This is a genomic window from Thalassospira sp. HJ (assembly GCF_000948415.1).
Taxonomy (GTDB): domain Bacteria; phylum Pseudomonadota; class Alphaproteobacteria; order Rhodospirillales; family Thalassospiraceae; genus Thalassospira.
In genome coordinates this window covers 575,786-593,322 of the sequence record NZ_JYII01000012.1, presented here as the reverse complement: position 1 = coordinate 593,322, position 17,537 = coordinate 575,786, and the positions used below count along the sequence as shown (strand labels likewise).

Genomic DNA, 17,537 nt, shown 5'->3' with positions numbered 1-17,537 from the left:
GTCAATCGGATACCCGGAACATAAAACGTCAAAAGTCTTGCGATATTGCAAAGACGCCAAAACGTTCTGAAGTTACGAAGTATCCTGCGGCGGTATCATAAGGGAATGCCCCATGAGCGATCAACAGGCCATCGAAACTGAAAACAAACATCCGGATCCCGAAAAGCTCTCTGCAGCAATGGCAGAAATTGCCGAAAGAAGTCAACGACTTGTCTCTGACTTCCTTGCAAAACAGGCAGAAGACCCGGAAATCTCGGACCCGGACCCGCTAAATATCGGCTCCGCCTTCGCCGAATTGACCACGCATATGATGCAAAATCCGGTCAAGCTCGTCGAAGCGCAGATAGAACTCTGGCAGCAATATTATACGCTTTGGCACAACACGACGCTGCGTATGCTGGGCGAAGAAGCCGAACCGGTTGTCTCCCCGCAAAAGGGCGATCGCCGATTCCGTGACGAGGCATGGGAAAACAACGAGCTGTTTGATTTCATCAAGCAGTCATATTTGCTGTCCTCGCAATGGATGCAAAACGTTGTCCATGACGTCGACGGGCTTGATGACAAAACCGCCCAGAAGGTCGAATTTTACACCCGCCAGTTTGTCGATGCGATTTCGCCGACCAACTTCCTGATGACCAACCCGGAAGTGCTGCGCACCACGATTGAAACCGGCGGTGAGAACCTGCTGAAGGGTTTGCAGAACCTGCTGGGTGATCTTGAACGCGGCAAGGGCAAACTGCAAATCCGCATGACCGATCTTGATGCCTTCAAGGTTGGCGAAAACGTCGCCACCACCGAAGGATCGGTGATCGGCAAGACGGCCTTGATGGAGCTTCTGCAATACAAGCCCAGCACCGACAAGGTCGCCAAGCGCCCGCTTGTGATCGTTCCGCCATGGATCAACAAATATTACATTCTTGATCTGCGCCCGGAAAACTCCTTCATCAAATGGGCCGTGGATCAGGGCCACACGGTGTTTGTTCTCTCCTGGGTCAACCCGGACAGCAAACTCGCCGAGAAATCATTCGAAGACTACGCCAAGGAAGGCATCCTTGCCGCCTTGGATATGATCGAAAAGGCAACCGGCGAGAAGGAAGTCAATGCAATCGGCTATTGCCTTGGCGGTACGTTGCTGAGCTCGACCCTCGCCTATATGGCCAAAGTCGGGGATGAGCGGATCAAGTCCGCAACCTTCCTGACCACGCTGACCGATTTCGAAAAACCGGGCGAGCTTTCTGTCTTTGTTGATGATGAACAGATCGAAAGCCTTGAACGCAACATGTCGAAGGAAGGCTATCTGGATGGCCGCGACATGGCGATGTCGTTTAACATGCTGCGCGCCAATGACCTGATCTGGTCGTTTGTCGTGTCCAACTACATGCTGGGCAAGGATCCGTTCCCGTTTGATCTGCTGTATTGGAACTCCGATTCCACCCGCATGCCCAAGGCCATGCACAGCTTCTATCTGCGCAACATGTATAACAAGAACCTGCTGCGCGAGCCGGGCGGTATCAAGATGTTCGGCGAACCGATTGATCTGCGCGACATCAAGGTCCCGGTCTATTTCCTGTCCACCCGCGAAGACCATATCGCACCGTGGCAGGCGACCTATGCCGGTACCCAGCTGATGTCAGGCCAGGTCAAATTCGTCCTGTCGGCATCGGGCCATATCGCCGGTGTCGTCAATCCGCCGGCCGCCAAGAAATATTGCTACTGGACCTATAACCGCAATCCGGCCAACCCCGAAGACTGGATGGCCAAGGCAGCCCAGCATGACGGTTCCTGGTGGACCGACTGGCAAAACTGGGTCGGCCGCCGAGCGGGCGGCAAGGTCGATGCCCGCAAACCGGGCGACGGCAAGCTCAAGGTCCTTGGCCCGGCACCGGGTGAATATGTCAAGGTGACCCTGTCGTAACGACAATCGCCCACCGCACCAGACAAACAAAAAGACGCGCAGTTTCATTACTGCGCGTCTTTGTTTTGTGGCGGGCTTTTCGCCCTAAGGCACCCAATAGGTGCTGCATGCGTCAACCGGGATATCGATCTGATAGGTCCGCGCGTCGCTATCAAAGCCCAACACCTGATCAAGGCTGCAGTCCGGATCCGGGGCTGCGAGCAAATCCTGCACCTCAAGTGGCGGCATGGTCGTTGAGTCTTTCGTCAGATCAGCCCATGGCGGGAATTTCGATGCGCGCGCCTGATATTGCAGGGCGGGCAAGTCATCCATTCCTTCCCCATCACCCAGCCGGATCGGCGCAATATCGGCATCAAACTCATAGACATCATGACAGTGTTCTTGTCGATCCAGCATGTCCTGTTCGCTAAAGCAGGCCCGGATCATTTTCGATGACTGGATCGGCAGCATCCCGACCACGTCAAAGCTCGGCGCGCGTTGCGTTTTCGCGTCCATGGCACCAGGATCAACCCGGATCAGCGACAGCATCGAAACAGATGCCCCGCCACCGGAATATCCAACCGAGGTGGTCCGCGTGATGCCAATCAGAAAAGGCGCGTTCTGCGTGGGATCGGAAATCCATGCAGGCCAGATGGCGGTTTTCTGCCAACCGAAAACCTCATCATCACTGTCATCAGCAAGAACGACTTTCTGTCGGGCGATTTCATTGCCGTCACGGATAACGACCAGAACCGGCGCGCTTTTGCCCTCTGCATCCTCTTGCACGGACGCCAGACCGAAACACCAGTTCTTCGCAGCCTCGCAATAGAACTGGCCACTGTCATCGGCGGTCAGTGCGCCGCGTAGATATTCAGCAGAAGCCGCGAACGACCAGAACGATGCGGTTGCGACCATGATTGCGGCATAAACGACCTTGCTTCTCTTCACGTGCTTTCCCTGTTTTGAAACGCGGCACCATAATCCCTTTAATTCAGGACAGGACAATGGTGTATTGATGGCAAAGTGCTGCTTTAATCAAACAAGACACCCTCAGACATCGGAAACGAATTCGGCATGCAACAGACAATCGGCTTTCTCGGCGCGGGGCGCATGGCATCGGCAATGATCAAGCGCCTCCTTTCTAAGGGCTTCACAGTCAAAGTCTGGAACAGAAACCCGGCCAAGATTGATCCGCTTGTTACACTGGGCGCCACCACCTGCGAAAGCCCGGCCGAGGTCGCCAAAAACTGCGATACCGTGATTTCCTTTATGGCCGATGACGCAGCCGCCGAAGCTGTCTGGCTGGGGAATCAGGGTGCGTTGGCAGCAATGGATAAAGGCGCGCTTGCCATTGAATGCTCCACCCTTTCGCATGCGTTTGTTCTTGAGCTCGCCAAACAGATCGACGCCGCCGGTTGCCGATATATCGACGCGCCCGTGATCGGTGTACCCACCGACGTCGAGGCGGGTAACACCATCTTCCTGATCGGTGCGGCCAATGATGATCTCGAACGTGCCCGCCCTCTTATGGAAGCAACCGGCAGGAAGATCGTTCATTTCGGCCCGGTTGGTGCGGGAACGGTCTATAAACTGATGCACAACCTTTTGGGCGCTGTTCACATCGCCGCTGCCGCCGAACTGGTCGCCGTCGCGCAAAAGGCCGGCCTTGATGGCGACAAGGTCGCAGAAACCTTTGAAATTGGTGCGAATGCAAGCCCCACGGGCCTTATGGTCATGCCCGGCCTGCTAAGTGGCAACCACAACGAAGGCATTCACTTCACCACGGGCCTGCGCAGCAAGGATACCAGCTACGCCATGAAACTGGTCAAGGAATACGGCCTTTTGCTTCCGGTCGGACAGGCCGCCAATGGCGTGTTTGAAACAGCCACCAAGGAAGGCTTGGGCGATCTGGCACAAAGTGCGGTGATCGAAACCCTGAAACGCTAGGACCTAGTTGCTGCTTGCGGCTTCCTGCTGGTCCAGCAGTGGTTCGTAGCGCGCGTCGGTCAGCGTTTTCAGGAAGGCAACAATCGCGTCAATTCGCTGGCTATCAAGGGCATCGCCCTGCTCAAGCTCGGTCAGCGATATGGTTTCCGAAACTTCCGGCTCACCCCACGGTGCACCCGTTTCCGGGTTGGTCTGATTGATCTCGGCCTTGCTGTTATATTTGTTATAGAACCTGACAACGGTCTCAAGATCAGAAAAGACGCCGTTATGCATATAAGGCCCGGTCACCGCCACATTGCGCAGTGACGGGGTCTTGTATTTACCGCGATAGGCCGGGTCTTCGATGGCAGCATTGTCAAGCAAACCGTTATCGGTAAATGCGACGTCCTTCTTCAAAACATCACGCGTCGCAACGTTGCGCGGCACCCCGATATTGTGAAACTCGTAATTGGTGAAGGTTTCGCCTTCTGCCGTCGGGCTGGTTTTCAGCATGTGGCAGGTATTGCAGTTGGTAAATTGCTGCGAGAAGAACAGGACACGGCCGAGTTCTTCCTGCGGCGTCATCTTGTATTCGCCGCGCAGGAACCGGTCATACTTGCTATCGAACGGTGCGAATTGTTCGTCTTCCTCGAAGGCGGCAATGGCCTTGGTCATTGCGGCATAGGCCTGATCGCTATCCGACCAGACATCGTCGCCAAACAGCGCCTTGAAGCCCGAAATATAATCGTCGTCTTCGCGCAAGCGTTCCACCACACTTGCCTTGTCCGGCATGCCCATTTCAATCGGGTTGAGCGGCGGCCCACCGGCCTGCTCGGCCAAATCCATCGCCCGCCCGTCCCAGAACTGCCCGCCTACGGCAACGCCATCTTCACGGACATGGAATGGCGGGGAAAACTTGGCATAGGCTGCCGTTGGTGCATTCCGGTCCCCAAGGCTTTTGCCATCATCACCCAATGAAAACGCGCCGCTTGCGACATCAATCCGCGGATCACGAAACGCCAGTGACGGATCGTGGCAGGTCGCACATGACATGGTGCGATTGGCCGACAGGTTGGTATCGAAATAAAGTGCCTCGCCAAGCTGTGCCTTGGTCGCAAACGGTGACTCGGCATCCGATGCGGCGGCGATTTCCGATACTCGCGCTTTTGCCGTCTTATCCACATGCGCAAGACGCTGCAGCATTGCCGGTGCATCTTCGGCCAGGGCAGGACTGCCAATGCCCGCCCCCAAAAGGACGGTCACAACGGCAAAACGAATTCGGGTACGGCTCAGTTGGTAAGGCATCGGAAAAACTTTGATCTGGTCATGCGCACGGTAACGGTGACGGCAACATTCACGACAGCACTGCAATCGCGAACGCTATGCATTTACACCCACACAGTTGCGCTTCGCCTTGATAAAAGTCAATGCCAAGCTGCCCGCCCGCGTACCGTACTAATCCAGGTCGACACCCTGATTGCCATAAATCTTCTTGTATTCGGCGGTTTTGGTTTCCTTCCGGATCGCCTCACTGATCTTGCGCGCCAGTTCCGGGGCAATGGTCTTTGCCTAAAACATCAGGCGCACCGGCTCGCGCGCCAGAATAAAGGGATGCTCTTCGACCGCGCTGCCAAGGCCCTGCTGTTCGGCCTGCGCGACATAGGCTGCCGGAATGCCGAGCAGCAAATCCACCCGGTTGGCCAACAGCAGTTGCAAGCCATGCGGGCCGACCGAAACGTCGCTGACATGCTTGGAGCCTTCCGGGCTGTTCTTGAATTTCTCAAACGCCTCGCCGCGAAAGGCACTGCGCACATGCCCGATCACAAGGTCCTGGGCAATCACATCATCCAGACTGGAAAGGCCGATCCGCCCAGCATCACCATTGCGCACGACAAAACCGATAACGTCATTGCGGTAAGGCACCGAAAACAAACCGTATTTCGCGCGTTCCTCGGTGTAGGAAGCGGATGGCAGGATATCGATATCACCATGCTTGACGGCATAAAGGGAGCGTTTCCATGGCATGAACATAAAACGAATGTCACAGCCGAGGGATTTCAAAACCTTAGAAATAAAGACATTGTCGATGCCAACCGCAAAGCCATTCTCGTCCTTCATGCTAAACGGACTATAGGTTTCCGAAGCACGAACAAGCAGCGGTCGCGAACAATCGCTAATCGGCTCTGCCTGCCCTGTTTGCATACCCCCGGCAAACAGAACGAGCATCACGACCATGCGTGGCAATAATCGCCAGGCCGTCATATGTCATTCCAAGTCTGGATCAGCACACCTATTTTTGTCGCGTTTTGCCGCGCTTATCGGTGGTGTGTCTGATGATCTTCATACGTCAGAAACGACGTTTCATACCCTCATATCATAAGATGATGCGTAAAATCGTCCCGCTGTCAAAGAGTTCTGCGAGCACCACTCTGTTCATTTCGCCATGGCGATGGTCGTTTGAAAGCGCTTTCGCGCCTTAGGCCAGATCCTCGGGGATGGATTTGACATATTCCTGTGCCAGATCGGCATAGCGATCTGCGGAGACCTTGAAGAACTCGATTTCTTCCTGGGTCAGGTCGCGCACCTTACGCGCCGGCACACCGGCCCAAAGCTCTCCCGCCGGAATGCGTTTGCCCGGTGCGAGAAGCGCATTGGCGCCCAGCATACCGCCCTGCTCGATCACGCAGCCATCCATTACAGTCGCGCCCATGCCGACAAAGCTTCGATCTTCAAGCGTGCAGGCATGAATGATGGCGGAATGGCCAATGGTGACATCATCGCCGATATAGGTGCCAAACTTGCCCTTGGCGACATGCACCATGGTCATATCCTGAATATTGGTGCGCGATCCAATGCGGATTTCATGCACATCGCCACGAATGACGCAGCCAAACCAGATACCGGTCTCCGCCCCGATTTCAACATCACCAATGATGGTCGCATTGGGGGCAATGAAGGCAGTTTCATCGATGGTGGGCTTCACCCCGCGATAGGACAGGCGCATGGTTTGGAACCTTTCTCAAACTGGCATTCAAACATTGGCGATGAGTTTACGGGTGATGCCCACGACATGAAAGCCTGCTGTGGCGAAATTCGACCGATGCCCAACGGACACGGCACCGCAAACGAAAAAGGCGGAACCAGATGGCTCCGCCTTTATTGCTTTATTGCTGGTCCGCTTACGGGAACAGCGGCTCGATCTCAAGGCCCATGGTTTCGGGCAAGCCTAGCATGACGTTCATGTTCTGAACCGCCTGACCGGAAGCGCCTTTAACAAGGTTGTCTTCGACCGCAACGATGATCACACGGCCCGGCACACGGTCCTTGACCACCCCCATCAGAACATAGTTCGATCCACGCACGTGGCGGGTCTGCGGGGTTACACCAAATGGCAGAACGCGCACAAACGGCTCATCCGCGAAACGTTTTTCAAGGGCTGCCTGAATGTCTTCGGCCATGGTGCCATCGGTCATTTTGACATAGATGGATTCAAGGATACCGCGGCTCATCGGCATCAGATGCGGGGAGAAGTTCACCACAACATCGCTGCCGCAGGCCCAGGCAAGGCCCTGCTCGATCTCGGGCGCATGGCGGTGCCCGCCGGTGCCATAGGCGTGAATGCCTTCTGTCACTTCGGCATAAAGCGTGCCTTCCTTGGGCGCACGACCAGCGCCAGTCACACCGGATTTGGCATCAATAATGATGTCTTCTGCATGCACCATGTTGCCCTCAAGAAGCGGGGTCAGCGCCAATTGCACCGGGGTCGGATAGCAGCCCGGATTGGCAACCACGCGCGCAGTTTTGATCTTTTCACGATGCAGCTCGGTCAGGCCATAGACGACCTCTTTCTGAAGGTCCTGGGCGGCATGCTCCGCGCCATACCATTCCTTATAGGTCGCAGCATCAAACAGGCGGAAGTCAGCCGACAGGTCGACTACCTTCACATGTTCCGGCAGTCCGGCAATGACCTCCTGGGTCGTGCCATGCGGTAGCGCGCAGAAAATCAGATCGACGGTCGACCAGTCTGCGTCTTCGATCTTGATCATGGTCGGCAGATCAATATGGGCAAGATGCGGGAAAACTTCCCCGAACGGACGTCCGGCGCGTCGGTCTGCGGTCAACAGGGTAATTTCCGCGGCGGCGTGATGCGCAAGAATGCGAACCAGTTCCGCCCCGGTATAGCCACTGGCACCGAGAATTCCGACTTTGACCTTAACGTCGCTCATTTCAATTCCTACTCCATATTAGGTACCTGCTGGTAAGCAGGCAGTGATAACGCGCGGATGTTGGCAAACAAGCCCCGGAGATGCAAGTAATTAGGCGGCAAATATCCCTGATAATCTGCAACTTCCCCATGCGCTTTGCTCATGGGTTCGGATCATCATAGCCTATTTCTTGCGTGCGCGGCGCACTGTGTCGGGACAGGCGCGCTTGTCCTCGGGCAAAACGGTATAGAATTTCTCGATCTTCTCATATCCCGTGGGGGCGGCTACCGGATAGCTCGCGACATAGCGGCTGTCAGAAAGCCCGAAGTCGCTCGCTTTAAGCCCTGATCGTTGCAGCCACATGCGCCGATGGGCGTCCGACACGACCACATCTGGATCATCAACCAGAAAAATCGCATCGCGCGCCAGCCGGTCATTGTATTTGTGGTGGGTCGGCAGCCATGCGGCCAGTTGTTTGCGAAGTTCACCCGGGCTTGGTACATCGCGCGTTCGCGTCGCGAATTTCGTCATGCGATCAATAAGGTCGCTGATATCGCCCGGCGGTACCGATCCGTGGGTTGCACGGTCGATGAAAAACGCCAGATCAATCTCGGTCGGATTACGGTTTATTACTGATTTTAAAGCGTTATATAATTTGAAAAATCGCGCAATCTTGCCACCATCGGCATTGGCCGCATCATAGACCCGGTGATAGGCCGCCTGCACTTCCGGCCGCGCGCCGTAGGCAGCAAAGCGCTTTTCAAAGGCGTTACGTTTCGCATCATCAACCCAGATCGCACAGAGCACATCAAAGGCCGCATCGTTATTACCAAGCGCCAGACGGTGCATGTCTTCGGTAAAGGGTCCAAATGCATTTTGCAGCAAGCCGGGATTGGCGCGCTCGGCCGCAAACAGGATCTGCTGAATCTCCGCCCCTGCCCCGGCCGTCGCCCCGCGCGGCCCCCAGGTCAGATAGGCGCGCGGATCATTGGTATGGCAATAGGGATCGCCTTCCAGAAAGGTCTTTCCACTCCGTGGATTTTTCGACTGACAGAAATTGAACTGGATGACGTCATAGTCCGTGCCTTCCAGTGCAAAGGTCAGGTGGTTGGCACGTGTGATCGCATCAGGCAGCGGGAGTTGGGCAGGCATCAACAACCGCCAAAGCCCGATAGTGATTGCCCCATAGCTCTCAGCCCCGACAGCGGCGCGCACGGACGCGTTCAAACATGGCTGAAGATCAACAATCGCCTGCCGCGTCTTCGCCCCGACAATCCCGTCAGGCGCGCCATAGCTGCTTGCAGATTTCCCCGCACAATTCGCGGCCTGCGCAAACAGCCGCTCCTGAAACACCGCCACCGCGCCATAGCGCCCCAGTGTCAGCGCCCGGTTTTCAAAGCGATAGAGGACTTGCGAAAGATCCTGCGCAAATGCGGGACGTGCGGACGCAAAGACGATGGCACACACGAGTACAGCCATGGCACCGGCACGGCACGCAGCAAATTTCAAACGCGTGTGTGCTCGGGCCATGTCGGTCAGCCTTAATGCGTGTATTCCAGAAGCGGTCTGGTGAAGTCGACCTGCGGGTATTTGATGATGCTGTTAAGCGCGCGACGCTGCTGTGCCTTGCGTTTGGTGGTATCTTCCACCAGATCACATACCGCATCAACCAACCCGGCATAGGGCACATCAACCACCCCTTTGCGGAAGCGGTCATCGATCACCGTTTCCGGATTAACCTCGGCCACCACCGCCTTGGCATTGGTCAAAAGGTAGGAAACGCGCACGATCTCGAAAATCTGGCTTTCATAGTAATGGTGGTTCAGCACGACTTTCGATCGCGCAATCCACTGATCACGATCCTTGCCATAAACGCCCATCAGAACCTTAAGGTTCAAGCCTTTGGCTTCGATCGCGTTGAAAATCTCGCGCCGGCGTTCATTGACCGAACCGTAAAACAGAACATCAATATCCTGCTCGACCGTAATGTCGATCCGCTGAAGCTCTTTCTGATAGCCGATCGGAAGATAGCGCACATTTTCCACGCCAAGCGCCTTGATCACCTCGATATTGGCCGGGCTGTAATCCCAGACTTCAAGACCGGACTGGAACCACCCCGTCAACTTTTCACGCCAGTTCTCACCAACGCCGGTCAACTGCTCGGTATTCAGGATAACAGTCCCTTCCGGGACCGCTCGCAGTGCCGAAACATCAAGCAAATGCGCCCCGACAATAACGTTCACGCCACCTTGCACAAACTGATTGGTCTGGATCTGCGCCGGATGCCCAGCTTCCCGGATCGAATACATCAAAAGCTCAGCCAACTCTGCAAACGCCAGAGAATGAATATAACCCGGAGGTTGGACGATGCAGATGTTGTAAGGCGTATTCATAAAACTTATGGTCCTGTTCAATTGATATACGGATCAACCAAGGTTGAATGATTAGAGCCCCGTCTCATAGCCGAACAACTCGAAGTCCAGTTTATATAGCTTAGAGACAACTTCACGCATCTCAGGATCCCAAGACAGATCCTCATCAACTTTGATGCCTCGCTTGGAAAAGTCATTAACAACCCCAATTTCATGCGGTTGTTCTTCACCGAACAGGTGGAGATCCAGCCACTTTTTTACAGGTTCCAGACCTTCTTCCAATTTGAACACCATGTAAGGTGCCTTCGGGTAGAATAACCTATATTGCGGCAAGAAATGGTTATCATTCAGACCGATGGTATTAATCGCCCCTTCATCAAGTGACAAAACGAACTTTTTGAAGTCCACGTCCGCGCTAATTTTACGCTCGACATATTTTTGAAACTTATATGCGCTTTTCAGACGATCATATGGATTGCGTATTACCGCAAAAAACAAATCAAAGAATGATGCCGACGGAAACAGCCGCGCCAAAGACACCCCGTCCACATGCTGCGGAGAAGACTTCGTCCATAGAGTTTGAGGCTGATGAGACAAAAAACGGTTATCCAAAAAAGAAAGCTGAGCTTTGCCAGATTTATGGATGTAGGCCTCAATTGCCGATCCAGCACATTTGGGAATGTGTGAAAAATAAGCGACTTTATTTCCCGAACGAATGATTGGCATTCATAGTATCCTCAATTAACAGACCTGAATCGACTTTTCCTAAAATCAACTGTGCTCCAACTTGCCTTAACAAATAACAGTATAACCGTAAATTCAATCGATCCCGGTATTAATCAAGCACAGCGGCCGGATCGAATTTTTGAAGCACATCTGCGTGACCGAGCGCTTTGTAGTAGGCGCCAAGCCCACAATTTCGAACGATTGATTCTGCATATATTTTAAGCCACGGCATCGGTCCCTGACGGTCCAGAACCCAGATGTTCAATGCCTGCCCCATATCCATGAAGGTCACTTCAGGAAACTGACGCTGTAAACGTGTGAGCAACCAAAATGCAAAAGAGCCACCCGCCTGAGAAATAACCACAGGCGAACTGTCGAAACGCTGCTTCATGCCCTCGATTGCCCGACAAAGGTGGTTGAACACCTCGTATCTGTGACTGTGGATATTGCTTGGCGGAATTTTGTAGTGCCCCATCTGCGGCATATTCAAGCGTTGGGGCAAAACATCAAGCTTTTGTGACGCGATAAGGATTGAAGGCCGTTTTCTGACCGCGTCCATAATCGCCGGAAGACTGCCACTGATTGCGTAACGCTTGAAAAGCGTCCCGTCCCAAAAACGGTATCCGTCCTCAAAGTATTGACTGATTGAAGAAAATCTCGCCGCGAGTTTATCGTGATGGTCTCCTGGAATGTGCCACAAACGGCCATCGTGGGTTGGAAACCCTTTTAGAGCCAAGCCGATATAAGCATTTTCAGGTCGATTTTTTTCAGAAAGAACAGAGAACAGATCGTCAATAAACCCTTCGACCAGGCAGCCGTTGTTCGGCGTCAACTTTCTTGCCCAACGCCGGCCAAGGTAGCGAATTTGAGTATCGCTAAGGCACTCGAAATCCTTACTGTTCCGCAGTGCTCCCCCAAGACGCTCTGAGAATGCAACTGCGTCCCAAAGGCCATGCGGCAATTTGACACTGGAAAATGGTTCTCCACTTTCCAGTTTCTGCAAGAGCACACTGACATCGGGGCAGATCAGCTGGTAACCAGCGTCTCCGATTTCAACACTTTGCGTCTGGGCCTTGCCAAACTGATTGGCGGCAGCGCGATTTTTACGAACTTCTTCGGCAGAGAACATGTCAACGGCGCCACCACCACCAAAGTCCACGGGACCTGTTTCAGAATGCGATGGTAAAAGCCCGGCCAACTGATTAACTGTATAGGCACTGCCAATGGTGTTTTCATCAAGGCTATCAAGCCCTTCGGCGACGTCACCCGTGCTCTTTAATACCGCAAGCGCACAAGGATCAACGTTGGCCCTTGGCATCCACCCCCGTTTAGCACCGAACCTCGAAAAGTGCTCATCTGCAGGTAATGCTGTTTGGTCCAATGCAAACTGATAGCAAGAGGCGTAGAATGCCGGATCAACCAAGTTAGAATAATTAATGGATTTCTTTCCTTAGTTCACTGAACAATAGACCCTGCAAGTTCTTAAAAAAACTGCCAATTTGACGACTTACTGCAGCGCATCAGGGTGACGAGACGTTGGTAGGTTTTGCAAGTACCCGACAACCGTTTCTGGCGTATTCCACATTAAGGTATCAATAATCGAAAGATTAGGCTTAAACTTGAACGGATGCGGAACATCGAACGTCAGGCTGGGTAAACGGGTAAATTCAATTCCAATATTGGCAGACTGCCACTCTTGATAATCAAACAAATCGACACCTCCCGACGGGTTTATATAGGTCGATGCTCCCAGTTGCTTGGAAATCTCAAGAGCCCATTGTCCGGCATGCGTGACGGCGGAAAAGTCTAAATCCAGCTCTGAACAGACATCATACGAAAATGGTATGTCCAGAAACCGGCATACATTTCGCAATCCAGAGATATTCAAACTGCACAACTTATCATCTGCACACTCAGAAAATACGTTGGCGACCATCTCCCGAACCGCATCAAAATATGGTGCCTTATTGCAATAAACGTTGAGCTGTCTCAGCAACTTTTCTGCAGTTCGATTGAAATCAAGAACCTGCATTTCAGAAATAATGTGCCCTGACTTCTTTATGATCGGGGCGCTGATGTATTGCTCACCATTATTGGCTTCCTGAATGCGATTTCGGTTCATCCATGATTTCGATTGATATTTGACAACATCAAACACCACCCAATGATCCGTTTTCATGATCAGGTCGAAATAGCCCATATACGGGAAGAAATAAGGCTGCATAACTCCGAGCTTCATTGAGACCCAGCCTCACATACAGGGATGTCTTTTATGCGCTCCGCAATCTGTCCGGCATTGTTAAGAGTTAACCTGAGAATCTCAATAATCGCTTTGGTGTCTTCAAGGGAAACTTGTGCACCAGATGGCAACTGGAACACCTTTTCCGCCAATGCTTCGGAGTTTGGCAAAACCCTACTCGTGGCATTATGCGCATCACGGTACGGGTCAAGTCGATGCACACAGGGGTAAAAATAGCGTCGGGCGTAAACACCTTCTGCACGCAGGATCGTTACAAGTTGATCGCGTGAGAGTGGGCAATCTTCGGAAAGTTCAAACACCGAATACTGGAAATTGTTTTTTCCGTTCTTGTCCAGATATGCAGGTTTCAAATAAGCTAAGCTCGCAAGACCATTGATGTAGGAATAGTACAGAGTTTTGTTTCTCTCTACATTCTGCTCCAGCTTTCCCAGCGCCATCAAGGCCATTGCTGCCTGCAGTTCGCTCATCTTCCCATTCATCCTCATCTCCACCTCGACATCCGCGGGTGTTCGATGAAAATTGCGAACAGTGTTAATTCGGGCAGCCAACGCATCGTCACGGGTGACAACGACCCCGCCCTCGGCGGCATTAACGACCTTTGTTGCATGCATGGAATAGACAGAAACATCGCCAAATCTCGCAAGACTTGTCGAGTTGTAGTCGCATGCAAAGCCATGACAGGCGTCGTAAATCAGCTTGAGTCCTTTTTCCTTACACAAGGACTGCAAGCCTTCCGGATCACATGCCCTGCCCCACACATGCACACCGAGTACTGCTGAGGTTTCCACGTTGATATGCTCCTCAACGGTCTTGCGTGATATCATGTGTGTTCGCGGATCAACGTCCACAAAACGGGGCGTTAGCTTTGCCCATTTCAAAGCTTCGACCGTGGCAGGAAAAGTGAAGGATGGAACGAGAACTTCGCCTTTGATGTCCAACGCCACCAACGCAACCATCAACCCCACCGTGCCATTCGTCACTGTGTAGGCATGCTCGACATCGAGGCGCTCTCGCAGCACTTCTTCGAGCTTCCCGACCAATGGACCGTGGTTGGTGAAGTACCGTCGTTGCATAACCGACTTCATCCAGACATCGAATTCACTTCGATCCGGGATATGGATTTGCCCAACCGGTTTTTCTTGCTCAAACTGTTTTTGGCCATCAAGAATCTTCAAATCGTCAATTGTTCGCTTCAGCATTATGCTGAGACCTCCAGCTGACCAAGACCTTGTCGTATTGCGTTTCCAAGTGTGGATACTGATTCAAACCACTCACCTATTATCTGGCAATCATCGACAGATACCAGATCACCAACAGGCAACTGGATCATGCTCCGGGCCAAACGATCAGTAACCGTCAAATTCTCCGGGACCTGAAGCCCCCTCGGGGTATTTGGCTGATCCGAAGGGCTGGATGGAGGGTAATCTGACAACCGGTACAAAACTTCATTGTAGTAAGGCACGGCGAGTGCATTTTCTGCTCTTAACAGAAATACAGTTTCCTCCCGTGACAGAGGCCACAGTTCACTATCAAGCAAAATCACAGCAAACTCATAATTGTGCTGAGAGTAATGATCAGCATAAGGGATCAGTTTGATGCCCGGAACATTCGCCAGTGCCGCCTCATAGGCCTCAAAGCGTGCTTTGTTTCCCTTGGAAACGTCATCAAGCGTATCAAGTGATGCAAGGGCCATGGCAGAATGAAGTTCGTTAAGCTTGCCATTCAGCCCGATACAAGAAATACGGCTGGCCTCGACATAACCAAAATTTCGAAATTCGCTTAGATACTCAACCAGCCTGTCATTATTTGTCGTAATGTAGCCGCCCTCTGTCCCATTCAGCATCTTGGTCGCATGAAGGCTGAATATCTCCATCTCGCCCCGGCCACCGGACGGCATGCCATTTGGCATTTTGCAACCAAGAGCATGAACCGCATCATAGAACACGGGAACGCCTGTGACTTCGCTCAGCTTTGCCAGCTCATCGCAATCACAGGGGGCGTTCACTTGATGGACCCCCATGATCGCCAACGTATCCTCATCAATGAGTGCTTTGGCAGCAGAAGGATCAATCGTATGGCGCACAGGATCGACATCACAATAAACCGGTTCAAACCCCGCCCATCGGATCAAATGCGGTAAACCGACATAGGTAAAACCAGGAAAGAGCACTTTCAGCCGACGTGATTTGAGCGCGGGGTCATCCGCAACACGCTGCTCATATAAGACCTGCATCGCAGCGATCAGCGCAACGCAGGCGTTGGAATATATCACAACGTGCTTAACTTGATGATACGAAGCCAACGCCTCCGCTAGTGCACGCGTATTCGGGCCGTCATTGGTAAATCTTTTGGCTTCAAATGCCGCATCAATACAGGCTTCGAAACGCGCCCAATCCGGCACAGCGAGCTGCCCTTTTGGTCGTGGTTGATTTTTAGGAAACAAGGGTTCCCCGCCAAAAGCAGCCAGCTCATTCAGACTACTCTTGATTCCACGGTCTGCGAGCGGCAAACGCTCTGTGTAGCCAATTATCTGACCCGGCTTCCAGGCAGCCCCAAGCGCAAGCGTCTCATGGTCGACAAAACCCGACAATCGCCTCCCAACCAATTCAGAACCGATCGCAAATCTGATATCGTCAACGGCCTCTGTTTTCCAGCGCACGACATCTTCAGGCTTTTTATAAACAGCCCGCACGTTATCGATTGTCTTGGATTGAGAGCTCTTGAAAAATTCGAGTGTCGCCTCCGTGAGGGACAGTCCTAACCAGTCAAAAAGGTCCTCAAGAACAGGCTGGCCTTGTTCGACAAGATCTTCGTAACGGAGAATTCTCACCCGATCCGGATATTCTTCGGCCAACTGAAGCTGCTCTGTTGTGACCTGCTTCCAGTCATCAAACCCCCAGAACTCTCCTGTGATCGGATTGCCATCCTCAAATTTCCTGCATGCGCCAGTCCGCCATTCTTGCATCGGGTCTGCCGTCGCTGGAAATTCTTTGGGGTTCTGTATCCAGGAATGGATGGTTGCAACAGGGTTACGAACGAGGGCGACAAACTTTACGTTATCACACTTCTCAACAATCGACCGCGTAAGGTCATGATACCGTGTTGATTTGATACACAAAAGAGACGGCGCATCCGCTTTATTCTTAAAAGATGGCAGTAGCCCTTCATCTCTGAGGTAGTGCTGATCAAGATATGCGCCTTCGCGCTCATACACCGCCTCAAACAATTTTTGCCAATCATCACCCGTGGAATTTATCCCGCAAGCGTTCTTGAATTCATAGGAAAACAGCGGACAGAACTTTAACCGGATATCTGAATGCGAAGCCAAAATCTGAGAGACCCAGTTACTTCCAGATCTCGGCATACTGCTAAGCCAAATCACTGCTCGCTTTGACATCAAACACTTCCCCGCACCAAAACAGCATCATAACGGTAGTGGTGGGCATGATGCCCATCGGGCATCTGATGAAATTCAACATCCCAGCCACACTGGCTCGCAATTTCAAACAATTCCGCCTTTGAATACCAAACCCCTATTGGCGATGCGGGGTCATTTCCAGCATCAGGGCTCAGTGATTTCGAGTTGTAAAAGGCATCTTTTTTCTGACGGTCGGGTACATTCCCCACCATAAACCGGGTCAACTCTGGAAAACGGTCAAACAGAAATTTAAAGAGTTCCACCACTTTCCCCTGCGGTAGATATTGCAGAGAACCATACATATACGCCTTTGATGGGGCACGATCAGGGGCCAAAGCTTTAACCCCGTGCAAAACATCGTCGACCACGTATTCAATACGCTTGTCTGAACCGAAGAATTTCTGCGCCGTTGCAATCAGACTGGGTGAAACATCAATCCCGATGACATCTTCGACGTCTTCAAACACGCGATGCGTCAAAGCACCATTTCCGCAGCACAAATCAAGCACATGATCGCTTCTCTGCAGCTGCAGAAGATTGCGCGATTGCTCCACAATCAAAGCTATATTTTCTTCGGATATCGGCTTGCCATTGACAGTGCGTTTTACCTGTCCCCAGAAGTCATCTTCATTACAAGAAGCTGCATGAAGCTCGTAAATTTCTTCTGGTTTCGGCATTGTCGCTCCACGAAAGGCAACGGAACCTATCTGCGATACTTGTTCAGGACCTTGCCCTT

The 17,537-nt window shown here is 52.6% G+C and carries 15 protein-coding genes; 2 read left to right on the top strand and 13 right to left on the bottom strand.

What is annotated here, in order from left to right; all coding sequences use genetic code 11:
• The first annotated feature begins 112 nt into the window (after positions 1 to 112).
• Positions 113 to 1,915, top strand: coding sequence for an alpha/beta hydrolase (locus tag UF64_RS11635; RefSeq protein ID WP_044828703.1), 1,803 nt, complete (start codon positions 113 to 115; stop codon positions 1,913 to 1,915).
• An 84-nt stretch (positions 1,916 to 1,999) separates the two neighbouring features.
• On the opposite strand, the gene UF64_RS19725 is transcribed toward UF64_RS11635, so the two are convergent.
• Positions 2,000 to 2,842, bottom strand: coding sequence for a hypothetical protein (locus UF64_RS19725; protein ID WP_052657609.1), 843 nt, complete (start codon positions 2,840 to 2,842; stop codon positions 2,000 to 2,002).
• 126 nt (positions 2,843 to 2,968) lie between these two features.
• Between UF64_RS19725 and UF64_RS11625 the strand changes: the two genes are divergently transcribed.
• The gene (locus UF64_RS11625; protein WP_044828702.1) at positions 2,969 to 3,841 is read left to right on the top strand and encodes an NAD(P)-dependent oxidoreductase; all 873 of its coding nucleotides are present in this window, start codon (positions 2,969 to 2,971) and stop codon (positions 3,839 to 3,841) included.
• Between the two features lie 3 nt (positions 3,842 to 3,844).
• On the opposite strand, the gene UF64_RS11620 is transcribed toward UF64_RS11625, so the two are convergent.
• The 12 genes from UF64_RS11620 to UF64_RS11560 all read right to left on the bottom strand — a co-directional run bounded on the left by UF64_RS11620 (position 3,845) and on the right by UF64_RS11560 (position 17,478).
• Complete coding sequence (locus UF64_RS11620; RefSeq protein WP_082049719.1) at positions 3,845 to 5,125, bottom strand: cytochrome-c peroxidase; 1,281 nt, start codon at positions 5,123 to 5,125, stop codon at positions 3,845 to 3,847.
• 264 nt (positions 5,126 to 5,389) lie between these two features.
• Positions 5,390 to 6,082: an ABC transporter substrate-binding protein gene (locus UF64_RS11615; protein WP_082049717.1), complete on the bottom strand. Its 693-nt coding sequence runs from the start codon at positions 6,080 to 6,082 to the stop codon at positions 5,390 to 5,392.
• Positions 6,083 to 6,296: 214 nt separating this feature from the next.
• Entirely contained in the window at positions 6,297 to 6,824 is a 528-nt protein-coding gene (locus tag UF64_RS11610) for a gamma carbonic anhydrase family protein (RefSeq protein WP_044828700.1), read from the bottom strand.
• Between the two features lie 175 nt (positions 6,825 to 6,999).
• On the bottom strand, positions 7,000 to 8,046 hold the full coding sequence (gene argC / locus UF64_RS11605; protein WP_044828699.1) for an N-acetyl-gamma-glutamyl-phosphate reductase: 1,047 nt from the start codon (positions 8,044 to 8,046) through the stop codon (positions 7,000 to 7,002).
• Positions 8,047 to 8,208: 162 nt separating this feature from the next.
• Positions 8,209 to 9,504 carry a hypothetical protein gene (locus UF64_RS11600; protein ID WP_235285040.1) on the bottom strand — a complete coding sequence of 432 codons (1,296 nt, stop codon included), beginning with the start codon at positions 9,502 to 9,504 and terminating at the stop codon, positions 8,209 to 8,211.
• A 62-nt stretch (positions 9,505 to 9,566) separates the two neighbouring features.
• Positions 9,567 to 10,418: a hypothetical protein gene (locus UF64_RS11595; protein ID WP_044828697.1), complete on the bottom strand. Its 852-nt coding sequence runs from the start codon at positions 10,416 to 10,418 to the stop codon at positions 9,567 to 9,569.
• Between the two features lie 51 nt (positions 10,419 to 10,469).
• A complete protein-coding gene (locus UF64_RS11590) occupies positions 10,470 to 11,123 on the bottom strand; it encodes a sulfotransferase family 2 domain-containing protein (RefSeq protein ID WP_044828696.1) in 654 nt (217 codons plus the stop codon).
• Between the two features lie 109 nt (positions 11,124 to 11,232).
• Entirely contained in the window at positions 11,233 to 12,546 is a 1,314-nt protein-coding gene (locus UF64_RS11585) for a hypothetical protein (RefSeq protein ID WP_235285039.1), read from the bottom strand.
• 84 nt (positions 12,547 to 12,630) lie between these two features.
• Entirely contained in the window at positions 12,631 to 13,362 is a 732-nt protein-coding gene (locus UF64_RS11580; RefSeq protein WP_044828694.1) for a WbqC family protein, read from the bottom strand.
• A complete protein-coding gene (locus UF64_RS11575) occupies positions 13,359 to 14,582 on the bottom strand; it encodes a DegT/DnrJ/EryC1/StrS aminotransferase family protein (protein WP_052657607.1) in 1,224 nt (407 codons plus the stop codon). The genes UF64_RS11580 and UF64_RS11575 overlap by 4 nt, the downstream gene beginning before the upstream one ends.
• Positions 14,582 to 16,780: an aminotransferase class I/II-fold pyridoxal phosphate-dependent enzyme gene (locus UF64_RS19720; RefSeq protein WP_052657605.1), complete on the bottom strand. Its 2,199-nt coding sequence runs from the start codon at positions 16,778 to 16,780 to the stop codon at positions 14,582 to 14,584. The genes UF64_RS11575 and UF64_RS19720 overlap by 1 nt, the downstream gene beginning before the upstream one ends.
• Positions 16,780 to 17,478 carry a trans-aconitate 2-methyltransferase gene (locus UF64_RS11560; protein ID WP_044828692.1) on the bottom strand — a complete coding sequence of 233 codons (699 nt, stop codon included), beginning with the start codon at positions 17,476 to 17,478 and terminating at the stop codon, positions 16,780 to 16,782. Before UF64_RS11560 ends, UF64_RS19720 begins: the two co-directional genes overlap by 1 nt.
• Between the last annotated feature and the right edge of the window lie 59 nt (positions 17,479 to 17,537).